Here is an 11,686-nt window from a genome sequence, read left to right on the forward strand (position 1 = left end):
GGTGGTGCATCGCGCGCCCGGACGGGAGGCACGTAGCTACTGGCGGTGCAGCCGGGCATGCAAACTTCATTGGAATGTGCGGCTGCGTGCGCACGGAGCTTGCTTAAGGAGTGGCGATGACGCACATTTTGAGAAACGGCGCCGTGGTTGTTTGCCTCCGCACGAACCGGCCCTGATCTCGCGTGAGAGGAATGCATGACGATTGCGCAACAGGAAAGGACGACCGCCGCACCGCACGGCTTCGAGGTGAGTGTGACTTCGGGGCTGGAGCGGTATTCGGTGCGGCATGGCGAGCTGGAGCTGACGAGCGTGTTTCAGCCGATCTTCAGTTTGTCGCACATGCGCGCGGTCGGTTACGAGGGTTTGCTGCGGGCCCACGACGCGCTCGACCGGCCGGTGTCGCCGCTCGACGTCTTCGGCCAGGCCGCCCGGCTCGGCGACGTGCTGCAGGTGGACCGGCTGGCTCAGGCGCTGCACCTGGAGAATTTCAAGGTGCTCGGCGCCGAGAAGGAGTGGCTGTTTCTGAACGTCCATCCGGGGGCGTTGACCGATCCGTATCACGCCGCTGCGCTACTCGCGAATCTGCGGCGGCTGGATCTGTCGCCGCGACGCATCGTGCTCGAGGTGCTGGAACAGCGCGCGGAAGATCTGGAGCGTCTCGCGGACGCCGTGCGCAAGTTCCGCGAACTCGGCTTCCTGATTGCGCTTGACGATTTCGGCGCGGGACATTCGAACGTCGAACGGATCTGGCAACTGAATCCGGACATCGTGAAACTCGACCGCATCATGCTCTCGCATGCCGCCCATCGCGCCGACATGGCGACGATCCTGCCGGGTCTGGTCGCGCTGCTGCACGAAGCGGGCAAGCTGGTGCTGATCGAAGGCGTGGAGACCGAACATGAGGCGCAGATGGCGCTCGCCTGCGACGCCGACTTCGTGCAGGGCTTTTTCTTCGGCCGGCCGAATCCGGGTGCCGCGGACAGCGTGCAAGCGGTGACCTGCATCAGCGAAGTCACCGAGCGTTATCGCGACCAGGCAGAGGCTCGCGAGCGGCGCAATGCGAGCCGGCTGGCGCCGTATGTCCGCGCGTTCGAACGCGCGGCGGAACGGCTCGCCGCCGGTGAGCCGCTCGATGAAGTGTGCTGGAACTTCCTCGCGCTCGATCACGCGGCGCGCTGCTTCCTGCTGGATGCGAAGGGTCGTCAGGCTGGCCGCAACGTGGTGCTGCGGGCGGATCGCGCGGCGCATGAGACGCGCTTTTTGCCGCTCGCCGATGCGCAGGGGGCCAACTGGCTGCGTCGACCGTATTTTCGGGCGGCGATCAATGCGCCGGAGCGGGTGCATGTGACCCGGCCGTATCTGTCGATCAACGAGGCGCTGCCGTGCGTGACGTTGTCCGTGGTGACGCATGTCGGTGAACAGACCTGCGTCTTGTGCGGGGACATTGATTGGGTGGATGAAGAGCGGTTTTGAAAACGGGCCATGCAGGTGGGAGCCTGTCGGCTTGAGTCAGAAAGTGCCGTGCACCGCTGCGAATGAATCCTCTGCGCAGCGGCGCACGCTTCACACGCTTACTTCGCCACCACCACCGGAATCCCCCGCAAGGTCCCGGCGCCCTTCGCTTCCTCCAACGCTTGCTGAACCGCCGCGCCCGTCGCCGCTGCGATCTGCAGACGCGCAGCCAAATCCCGTTCGCTGCGCTTCACGCCAGCCAGATTCGCCAGCTTCACATGCCCATAGCCACGCACGCGGGCATGCAGATCCGCCAGCTTGACGATCTCTTCAACGTTGCCCGCATCGAGCTTCGCAAACGCCTGTTGCAGGGTGGCTTCGTAGTCGTCGGCCAGTTCGCGTTCCATGCGGCGTTCGAGCGTGCGGCCAAACGGATCGAGCATCGTGCCGCGTAGTCCGCGGAACTTCGCCATGGTGCCGAGCAGCGGCCACAGCCATTGACCGAAGGTCTTCTTCACCGGTGTCGCGCCATGCTTCGGACGCGACAAGGTCGGCGGCGCGAGATTGAACTTCACGCCGAAGTCCTTGCCCGCCACGCCTTCGAATTGCGCTTCGAGCGAGGCGCGGAACGCGCTGTCCGTATGCAGGCGCGCCACTTCGTATTCATCCTTCACCGCCAGCAGCCGGTAGAACGTCGTCGCCACCGCACGCGTCAGGCGCTCACCTGACGAAGCACCGCCGATACCCGCCTCGGCCCGCCGCGCGGTATCCACCAGCGTACGATAGCGCTTCACGTACCGCTCGCCGCCATACACCGCCAGGCGCGTTTCGCGATGCGCGATCAGTTCGTCCAGCGTATCGATACGCAGCGGCTGTTGAGCCGCATGCCGTTCCTGCCACAGCGCTTCGAGCGCCGCCGGATCAGCCGCGGCAAGACGGCCCACCGAAAACGCCAGTTGATTCATCTGCACGGCAACGTTGTTCAGTTCGATCGCACGCATCATCGCGCCGAACGACACCGGCACGAGACCCAACTGCCATGCAAAGCCGAGCATCAGGATGTTGGCGCCGATCGTGTCGCCGAGGAACCGCGTCGCGAGCGCTTGCGCATCGCAACTCGACATGCGTTCTTCACCCGCCGCGTGACGCATCTTGTCGATCAGCGCATCCGCGTGCAGGTTCGCGTCCGGGTTCTGCACGAAGGTCGCGTTCGGAATCGCATGCGTATTCACGACAATCCGTGTCCGGCCATGACGCACCGTTTGCAGCGCGTCGGAACTCGCGCCCACCACCATGTCGCATGCGAGCAGCACGTCGGCCTGCTGCGTGTCGATACGCACCTGGTTGAGCCATTCGTCGCGCGCGGCGAAGCGCACGAACGACAGCACGGAGCCGCCCTTCTGCGCAAAGCCCATGAAGTCGAGCACCGACGCGCTCTTGCCTTCCAGATGCGCGGCCATGCTGATCAGCGCGCCTACCGTCACGACGCCCGTGCCGCCGACGCCCGTGACCAGAATGTCGTACGGCGCGGCATCGAGTTGCGTGGCCGGCACCGGCAACGCGTCGACGCGGGCAGCCAGCGCGGCGGCATCGAAGGCGGCGCCGGCGGCCTTCTTGAGCTTGCCGCCTTCGATCGTCACGAAGCTCGGGCAAAAGCCGTTCACGCAGGAGAAGTCCTTGTTGCACGACGACTGGTCGATGCGGCGTTTGCGGCCCAGCGCGGTCTCAACCGGTTCTACCGACAGGCAGTTCGACTGCACGCCGCAATCGCCGCATCCTTCGCAGACCTCTTCGTTGATAAAGAGGCGCTTGTCCGGATCGGGGAATTCACCTTTCTTCCTGCGACGACGTTTCTCGGCCGCGCAGGTCTGGTCGTAGATCAGCACGGTGACGCCGTCGATATCGCGCAGCACGCGCTGCACGGCATCGAGTTCGCTGCGATGGTGGAAGGTGGTGCCTTGCGGAAACAGCCCATGATGGCCGTCATATTTTTCGGGCTCGTCGCTGACCACCACGAAACGCGAGACGCCTTCTGCTTCCACCTGACGCGCAATCTGCGGCACCGAGATGCTGCCGTCGACCGGCTGGCCGCCCGTCATCGCCACGGCGTCGTTATAGAGAATCTTGTAGGTGATGGTGGCCTTCGCCGCCACCGCCTGGCGGATCGCCAGAATGCCCGAGTGAAAGTAGGTGCCGTCGCCGAGGTTCTGAAACACGTGACGCGTCTTCGTGAACATCGAATGCGAAACCCAGTCCACGCCTTCGCCGCCCATCTGGATCAGCCCGGTCGTATCGCGCTCCATCCACGAAGCCATAAAGTGGCAGCCAATGCCGGCTTGCGCAATCGAGCCTTCGGGGACTTTCGTCGAGGTGTTGTGCGGGCAGCCGGAGCAGAAGTACGGCGTGCGCTTGACTGCGTCGGCGGCATTCGAAAGGATTTGCGGCGCCACCAGATCGACCACGCGTTCGCGGCGATCGAGCGCGGGCTTGTGCCGCGCGAGCCAGTTGGCGAACACCGGCAGGATGCGCGAAGGCCGCAACTCGCCAAGCGACGACAGCAGCAACGAGCCATCCTCGGCGTACTTGCCCACCACGACAGGACGTGCGCCGTCGCGACGGTTGTACAGGTAGTCCTTGATCTGCTGCTCGATGACCGGGCCTTTCTCCTCGATCACCAGCACTTCCGAAAGGCCTTCGACGAACCTGTCGATGCGTGTCATCTCCAGTGGGAACGACAGCCCGACCTTGTAGATACGCACGCCGGCCGCGTCGAGATCGGCGACGGTGAGGTCGAGGCGGCGCAGTGCTTCCATCAGATCCAGATGCGCCTTGCCGCAGGTGACGATGCCGACGTTCGCCTGCGGACTCGGTGCAATCCATTTGTCGATGCTGTTGCTGCGCGCGAAATGGCGCACGGCGTCGAGCTTGGCGGCGAGCCGCGCTTCGATGGTGAGGCTCGGCAGATCGGGCCAGCGGTTATGCAGACCGCCGGCGGGTTCCTGGTAGTCTTGCGGATCCGTCCACTGCGTTTGCAATGCATCGAGGTCGACGGTCGAGCCGGATTCGACCGTCTCCGAAATCGCCTTGTAGCCGACCCACGCGCCCGAGAAGCGCGACAGCGCCCAGCCGTACAGGCCGAACTCCAGCATGTCGGCGACGTTCGACGGATTCACCACCGGCATATGCCAGGCCATCATCGCGAAGTCGCTCTGATGCGGCATCGACGACGACACGCAGCCGTGGTCGTCACCCGCCACCACCAGCACGCCGCCATGCTTCGACGAACCGTAGGCGTTGCCGTGCTTGAGCGCGTCGCCGGCGCGGTCCACGCCCGGGCCTTTGCCGTACCACATTGCAAACACACCTTCGACGGTGCGCTCCGGGTCCGACTCGACCCGCTGCGTGCCGAGCACCGCGGTGCCGCCCAGTTCCTCGTTGATCGCGGGCAGGAAGCGGATATCGCTCGCCGCGAGCAGCTTCTTCGCCTTCCACAACTGCTGGTCGACCATGCCGAGCGGCGAGCCGCGATAGCCGCTGATGAAGCCGGCGGTGTTCATGTCGCGCGCCTTGTCGAGCGCGCGTTGCATCAACACGAGACGTACCAGCGCCTGCGTGCCGGTCAGGAAAATGCGGCCGCGGGTGGCGGTGAGGTTATCGGACAGCTTGTAATCGGCGAGGGCGGGCGTGCCGTCGACAGGCAGGCGAGCGGTCATGGTAAGTCTCCGTTTTTATGCGTTCGCGCGAAGTGGATGGGGACCACAAAGGCTTCGCGTCGAAAGAGACTCTATTTTTTAGCGCCGATTAGAGATTATTTTTGCTTGTTTCCGGCTTTGTTGCCCGAAAGGAGTGAAGTACTCCGCGAATTCGCGCGGTTTTGAGATAGATCTGCCGGTGTCTCAGGCGCCCGGCACCGCATGCGGGTCCATCTGGGCGGCCGGGACGGACGGCGCCAGCGGTTCCAGCGGTTCTATTTCGTCGAAGTGGATGTAGTCGATATGGCTTACGCCGTCTTCCTCGCGGAGCAGGTCGACGTATTTGTGTTGCCAGCGGATGCTATCCGCTTCCCAGGTGTGACGCGCCTGCATGGTCTGCGCGGTCTCTTCGTCGGCGCCTTCGATGGAGATCAGCAAGGACGCTTCGCGCGCCTTCATCGACTCGGCCGTTTCGCCGAAGAGTGGGCTGGTCTCGTCGATGATGTGCATCAGGGTCCAGCTAAACAGAAACGCCGGATGCTGGTCGCGTACGAGCGTCAGGTCGTAGAGCTTGCGCAGCCGGTAGCCTTCGGCCGACGTTTCGACGCGCATCATGCGCATCCTGCCGTGGGCCTCGGCGATCATATTCTGGCGGCCATTCGCCGCGCGGGCCTGCAGCGTCATGTGGCCGTCGATTGGCCGGATTACCGCGTAACGGGAAAACATGATTTTGGCGCGCGGCCGCGAGAAGCGCGCGAAGATCAGGCCGGTCGCCAACGCGATGCCCGACATGCCGACGAAGATTTCGAGCGTGGCGATCCAGTGAGCGTAGACCGTCTGCGGATGCATGTCGCCGTAGCCGACCGTCGCGAGCGTTTCGACGCTGAAGAAAAACGCACCGCCGAAGCCTTTGGGAAACTGATTCGCAATCGGCGCGGTGCCGAGCATATAGAGCGAGGCAAACGTCGCGTTGAGCAGCAGGAACATCAACGCGAGCGACACGAAGAACGTGGGCCACTTGATCGTCAATGCACTGTGGTAAATATCCTGCCAGAAACGGATCGGCATGCCGTGCGCAATGATCGTGCGCGAACCGAAAGGGATCTCGCGGCTGCCGCGCGGCAGGCGCTTGCGTGAAGATGCCGTTGCGTCCGCGCCGGCAGCGCGGGTGCCCGTTTCGGCGCCGGCGCCGGGTGTGCGGTCTGACGTGTCGGTGGCCATTGCGTGTTCTTCAGCGTGAAAACGCGCAAAGCGTAGCACGCCGCACGACGCGCTTTTACGGATTTTCGCTGCGGGTCGAGGTGCCGCAAAGCGAACGCTCGCATGGCTCGCACATCGCACATCTCGCGCGGCGCGCAATCCGCCGCGTGCGAACTCACACCATCACGGAAACGTTCGTGGCTTCGGGATGCCGGCGCCGTGTTCGATATCCGCGACCGCCTGCCGGTGCGCCGTATCGACGGCTTCGGTTTCGCTCGCGTAACCGCTGTCGCCGCCCACCGTGGTCCACGCCTGCACTGCGCGGTCGAGCTGGCGGATTTCGTACTCCGCATCCCAGCGCGCGCCTTGCAGTTCGAGGGGACGCACGTGAATCGAGTACACGCCATAGGGGAAGTGCTGTTCAGCCATCTTCGCCTCCATCCGCCGGGGTCGGGACAAGCGCCACGCAGCGGGAATACGCCGGCGCGCGCGGCGCCGGGTCTGCCTAGAATTCGATCTCGCCGAGGATGCGATGGGCTAACGCTTTCGCTTCCTCGAGCGCTTCTTCCTCGGAGGCCGAGGTGGCCTCGACTTCATAGAGCGTGTCTTCCAGCTCGCCGCCTTCGTCGCGCGAGAGCGTGACCACGCCGCGATACGCTCCGCCGTCTACCGGACGCGCCGTGGCGGTGGCCGTGTAGAGTCCTTTGGTATAGGTGACGTCCTCCATGATGCTTCTCCAGCAAGGGGGAGATTCCATCGTAGCACGCCGATTTCGGACTCACCGACCTTCCTGCGAGCGTCGCGCACTTCTTTGCTCACCCCTCTCGCCCGGCGCCTCGTCACCCCTCCAGCAACGCCACCACTTCGTCCAGCGACGGGGAGTGCGCGCCCGCATGCCGGCATGCCGCCGCGCCCGCTGCCAGCGCGAACGCAAGATGCTCCTGCCACGTGCGCTGCGGCGCCGTCATCAGACTGAACAGGAAGCCGCCGATCGATGCATCCCCCGCGCCGACCGTATCGGCCACTTCGACGCGCGGCGGCTGTGCCTCGACGATCGTATCGCCGTCGAACAGCGTGGCCTTTTCCGCGCCACGCGTGACCAGCACCATCGCCTTGGGATTCATGGCGCGCAACTCGGCAAGCGCCTCGGCTTCGCTGCCTTTGAAGAGCAGGCGCAGATCCTCGTCGGAGACCTTGATCAGGTCGGCGAGTGCGGCCATCTTGCGCAGCGTCGGCTCGTAGCCGTGCGCCATCAGATTGCGGTAATTCGGGTCGAAGCTGATCTTGACGCCGCGCGCGCGCAGTTCCGCGGCCAGCGCCGCGAGCGTGTCGCCGAGCGGTTGACGCACGAGACTGATGCAGCCGAAGTGCGCCCACTTCGCCTGGTTCATCCAGCCTTCGGGCAGCTTGGCGGGATCGAAGGCGAGGTCGGCGCCGTTCTCGCCCATGAAGAAGTACGCGGGCGGATGCGTCTGATGGACGATCGCAAGCAGCGGCGGCCGCTCGACGCGCTGCATGAAGCGCATGTCGAGACCCGCGGCGACGCTGGCGTTCCACAGTTCGTCGGAGAAGTTGTCGGTGCCGAGCGAGCCGACGCAGGCGGTCGGCAGACCGAGGCGCGCGACCGCACGGGCGACGTTCCAGCCGGCGCCGCCGGGGCGCGACAGCCATTGCGAATCGCCGGTGCGCACGAGGTCGGTCAGGATGTCGCCGGGCGAGACGAAGAGGGGAAATTCAGTCGTGGCGCTCATGGTGCTCACCGTGCGGAGTCGTTCGTTGTGGAGGGCGTGTGCGGCAGTGCATGCATCAGCACTTCGTAGCATGCGCCCATCGTGTGGTAATCGGTCTTGCCGGCCGGGCTTTTTTCGTCGCTGTACTTGCGATTGTCGCAGGTCAGGATGCGGTACCACGCGCCGTACTTGTGGTCGACGAAATGCGTCCAGCTATAGCGCCAGATCTCGTCGTACCAGTCCCAGAAGCGTTCGTTGCCGGTGCGCTTGCCGAGCAGCGCGGCGGTCGCGAAGGTTTCGGCCTGCACCCAGAAATACTTGTCGTGATCGCAGACCGTGCCGTCCGGGCCGAAGCCGTAGTAGAGGCCGCCGTGGTCGTCGTCCCAGGCGTGCGTCATGGCCGCGTCGAACAGTTCGATGGCGCGCGGCAGCAGCCAGGGCAGCGGACGATGCCGCTCGAGGATCAGCAGCAGCTTGGCCCATTCGGTCTGATGACCTGGCTGGAAGCCCCACGGACGGAAGATGTTCGAACTGTCTTCCTCGTTGTAGTGCCAGTCCACCGACCAGTCAGCGTGGAAATGCTCCCACACGAGGCCTTGCGAGAGCTTTGCCTGGCGCAGCGTGATGTTCGACGCCACCCGTTCCGCGCGATCCAGATACACCAGATGGCCGGTCGCCTCGTAGGCGGCGAGCAGCGCCTCGGTGGTGTGCATGTTGGCGTTCTGGCCGCGGTACGAACTCACGCGCCAGTCGGGCGTCGCTTCGTCGGCATAGAGACCGGCGGCGGCGTCCCAGAAGCGGTGTTCCATCAGCTCGAAGGTGGCGCCGATCATCGGCTTCGCTTCTTCGATGCCGGCCATCGCGGCGTGCGAATACGCCAGCAGCACGAAGGCGAGACCGTAGCAATGGCGGGTGGCGTCGAGCACGTGCTTGCTGCCGTCGCGCCAGTCGAGTTCCCAGTCGTAGCCTTTGAGTTCCGCGTCCCAGTGTGCGTCGCGCAGGAAATTCAGGCCGTGGCGCGCGTACTCCAGATGCTGCGGATCGCCGAACTCGCGGTACGCCATCGCGTAGTTGAACACGTAGCGGCAACTGCTGACGAGATGGCGCGTCGTGCGGTTATAGATCGAACCGTCGTCGCGGAAGAAGTGGTAGAAACCGCCGCTCGGGTCGAACACGTTCGGCGCGTAGAAGCGCAAGGTGTCCTGGATATGCGCGAGCAGGAAGTCGCGCTCGCGGAAGCTGGCGACCGCAGGCGTCGCGGGTGTTGCGGACGAGGGGCCGCCGGCGTGGGCAGGCTGAAGCGTATCGGATTGCGTCATGGCTTTTTCACCGAGGTACTGGCACGGGCAATGAGATGAACGGGCAGGTGGACTTCGCGTTCGGCAGGCGACTCCTCGAGCAGCAGCTCGACGCCGCGCCGGCCGAGCGCTTCCTTGTCGACGGAGATTGTCGACAGCGGCGGCGTGGCGTGGGCGGCGGCGGGGATGTCGTCGAAACCGATGATCGCGATGTCCTGCGGAACGCGCAGGCCGCGCGCAAGGCAGACGCGCAGCGCGGCGAGCGCGGCGGCGTCGTTGTAGGCAAATACGGCATCGGGACGCTGGCCGGTGGCGCCGGCCATGTCGAGCAGCCGCTGCATGGCGAGCGCGGCGCCGGTGTCGGGGTCGAGCCCGGCGTCGATGGTCACTTCGAGCGACGGATCGAACAGCAGGCCGGCTTCGAAGAACGCCCGGCGGTAGCCGAGCGCGCGCTGCGCAATGCTGAAATGCGCGAGCGAACCGCCGATGAAGGCGATGCGCTTGTGCTGGTGGGCGAACAGATGCTGCATCGCGAGAGCGGCGCCGGCGGCGTTGTCGAGATTCACCGAGCGCAGGCCGGGCGCCCACAGGTCGATCAGCACCAGCGGACGCTGCATGGCGACCAGCGTGGTGAGCGTCTCGGGCTCGACGAAGCCGGCGATCGCAACCGCGTCGGGCGCATGCAGGCGCATCTGCTGGATCACGTCTTCCGTGGGGCCTGCGGTGAGCACAGAAGGCACGATGCCGCGTTCGCGGCACGCGTCTTCGACGCCGTGCAGGACATGCGAGAAGAACGGACTGGCCGCGAAATTGTTGTGCTGGCGATGCAGCAGGAAGGTGAGCCGGCGGATGCGCGGGCGCAACTGGGCGTGGTCGTAGCCGAGCTGGCGCGCGGCCTCGACGACCCGCAGGCGGGTGGCGTCGGAGAGGCCTGGCTGGTTCTTCAGCGCGCGGGAGACGGTGCCGATCGACACGCTGGCGGCGCGGGCGACATCGCGGATGGTTGTGGCCATCTGGGTGGGCGGCGAGCGCTCGGCTGACCGCGGGTTAGTTGATTTTCGGGGATTGTATAGTAAAACCGGTTGGAAAGTCCCTCGGGTGGTGCGATTTGATACGCGTAAATACCCGTATGTATGGGTTAAATACAGTTTTATTGTGTTTAGTAAAATTCACTAAACAGGGTGATGGGGTGCGGTGACGGACTTGGTGTAGCTGTCACTCAGATTTGCGATGACTGATGCTGACTGTGGTGATGTCGCCAGATGCCCACATCGGCGATGCGTTGAAGTTTTGCGTTGGCGTGCGGATTCTCCTACGCAATTTCAGGGCAGCCTGATACCGAGTCGAATCGGTATTCGATATCTTTCAGAATTATTCAGTAAACCTTACTGTTGATTCTTGGGGGAGATATTGATGGCTGCTGTCTGCGCCCGCGTCCGGGCTGCTTCTGCGTTATCCGGCTGTGCTAAAGCGAGTGTCGTTCAGGGGCTGGCCGGTGGATTCGCCGCGGTGTGCGTGCTGCTGTTTTCTTCGCTCTCCCATGCTGACGACATCACTTATGGCTACGACGCCGTGGGGCGTCTGACCTTGGTGACGGTGTCGGGCAACACCGCGTATTACGACTACGACGCGGCCGGCAATATCACCGCGATTCGCCGGCAGGGGAGTGTCGCTGCCACGCGTGCGGATGATGCGTCGAATGCCACCGCCAGCCAGGCCGCTGCGCGTTGAGCCGGCTGGCCCGCGTGTTTCTTTCCCGCATCTGATCTGTCAGGTTTTCCATGCGAACTGTTCACGTTGCTGCCGCGTGCCGGCAGTCCCTGCAGCGTCCGTTCCTGCTGCTGCTGTTTGTCTTGCTGTCGTGGTTTGCCGCACCGCACGCGCATGCCGTCGACTGCCCGTCGAAGTACATTGCTGCGGGCGCTTATCCCGCCGATCCGGCGTGCCCGCTTAAGGCATCGACGGCCGATTTCGGCGGAATGGGCGGGTACGTCTGCGGTGACCCCGGTGAGATCGCGTCGTACTGCAGCGGGCCGTCCGCCGGCGCGACGGTTGAACCGGTCTCGCCGGATGAGAGCGTGGTCATCGACGGTGACGGCGTGGATGGCAACGCCGGCGGCGCGGGCGGCTGCGGTGGCGGCGATGCGACGGCGGGTTGCGGCAGCAGCACGTCGGGCGGGGATCCGGTCCGGCTGTACACAGGCCAGTTCCACCTTGTCGCCCATGACCTGCATGTTGCGGATCCGGCAGGCGCGCTCGATCTCGCACGGGTCTACCGCAGCAGCGCCTATGACACCTCGGGCAGACCGATGGC

9 protein-coding genes and 1 pseudogene are annotated in these 11,686 nt (G+C 64.7%); 3 read left to right on the forward strand and 7 right to left on the reverse strand.

The genetic code is table 11. The annotated features are described in order from the left end of the window. Nucleotides 1–195 precede the first annotated feature (195 nt). On the forward strand, nucleotides 196–1,473 hold the full coding sequence (locus tag P3T42_RS36400) for a sensor domain-containing phosphodiesterase (protein WP_074301012.1): 1,278 nt from the start codon (nucleotides 196–198) through the stop codon (nucleotides 1,471–1,473). A 98-nt stretch (nucleotides 1,474–1,571) separates the two neighbouring features. Here P3T42_RS36400 and P3T42_RS36405 read toward each other — a convergent pair whose 3' ends face one another. The 7 genes from P3T42_RS36405 to P3T42_RS36435 form a co-directional block, all read right to left on the reverse strand. Beyond that, the gene (locus tag P3T42_RS36405) at nucleotides 1,572–5,165 is read right to left on the reverse strand and encodes an indolepyruvate ferredoxin oxidoreductase family protein (RefSeq protein ID WP_429308764.1); all 3,594 of its coding nucleotides are present in this window, start codon (nucleotides 5,163–5,165) and stop codon (nucleotides 1,572–1,574) included. Nucleotides 5,166–5,348: 183 nt separating this feature from the next. Beyond that, complete coding sequence (locus tag P3T42_RS36410; protein WP_074301010.1) at nucleotides 5,349–6,365, reverse strand: ion channel; 1,017 nt, start codon at nucleotides 6,363–6,365, stop codon at nucleotides 5,349–5,351. A gap of 162 nt (nucleotides 6,366–6,527) precedes the next feature. After that, complete coding sequence (locus P3T42_RS36415) at nucleotides 6,528–6,773, reverse strand: hypothetical protein (RefSeq protein ID WP_074301009.1); 246 nt, start codon at nucleotides 6,771–6,773, stop codon at nucleotides 6,528–6,530. Between the two features lie 76 nt (nucleotides 6,774–6,849). Beyond that, nucleotides 6,850–7,071, reverse strand: coding sequence for a hypothetical protein (locus P3T42_RS36420; protein WP_074301008.1), 222 nt, complete (start codon nucleotides 7,069–7,071; stop codon nucleotides 6,850–6,852). A 112-nt stretch (nucleotides 7,072–7,183) separates the two neighbouring features. Further along, nucleotides 7,184–8,095, reverse strand: coding sequence for a carbohydrate kinase family protein (locus P3T42_RS36425; RefSeq protein ID WP_429308765.1), 912 nt, complete (start codon nucleotides 8,093–8,095; stop codon nucleotides 7,184–7,186). Nucleotides 8,096–8,100: 5 nt separating this feature from the next. Beyond that, a complete protein-coding gene (locus P3T42_RS36430) occupies nucleotides 8,101–9,393 on the reverse strand; it encodes an AGE family epimerase/isomerase (RefSeq protein ID WP_429308766.1) in 1,293 nt (430 codons plus the stop codon). Then, on the reverse strand, nucleotides 9,390–10,385 hold the full coding sequence (locus tag P3T42_RS36435) for a LacI family DNA-binding transcriptional regulator (RefSeq protein ID WP_074301005.1): 996 nt from the start codon (nucleotides 10,383–10,385) through the stop codon (nucleotides 9,390–9,392). The genes P3T42_RS36430 and P3T42_RS36435 overlap by 4 nt, the downstream gene beginning before the upstream one ends. 400 nt (nucleotides 10,386–10,785) lie before the next feature. Here P3T42_RS36435 and P3T42_RS36440 point away from each other — a divergent pair, with 400 nt between their 5' ends. Together P3T42_RS36440 and P3T42_RS36445 are read left to right on the forward strand one after the other, a co-directional pair. Beyond that, nucleotides 10,786–11,103 carry an RHS repeat domain-containing protein gene (locus P3T42_RS36440; protein WP_429308767.1) on the forward strand — a complete coding sequence of 106 codons (318 nt, stop codon included), beginning with the start codon at nucleotides 10,786–10,788 and terminating at the stop codon, nucleotides 11,101–11,103. Nucleotides 11,104–11,153: 50 nt separating this feature from the next. Next, nucleotides 11,154–11,686: pseudogene (locus P3T42_RS36445) on the forward strand (RHS repeat-associated core domain-containing protein); the annotation flags it as partial.

The organism is Paraburkholderia sp. GAS38, from assembly GCF_050434965.1.
Lineage (GTDB): Bacteria > Pseudomonadota > Gammaproteobacteria > Burkholderiales > Burkholderiaceae > Paraburkholderia > Paraburkholderia phenazinium_A.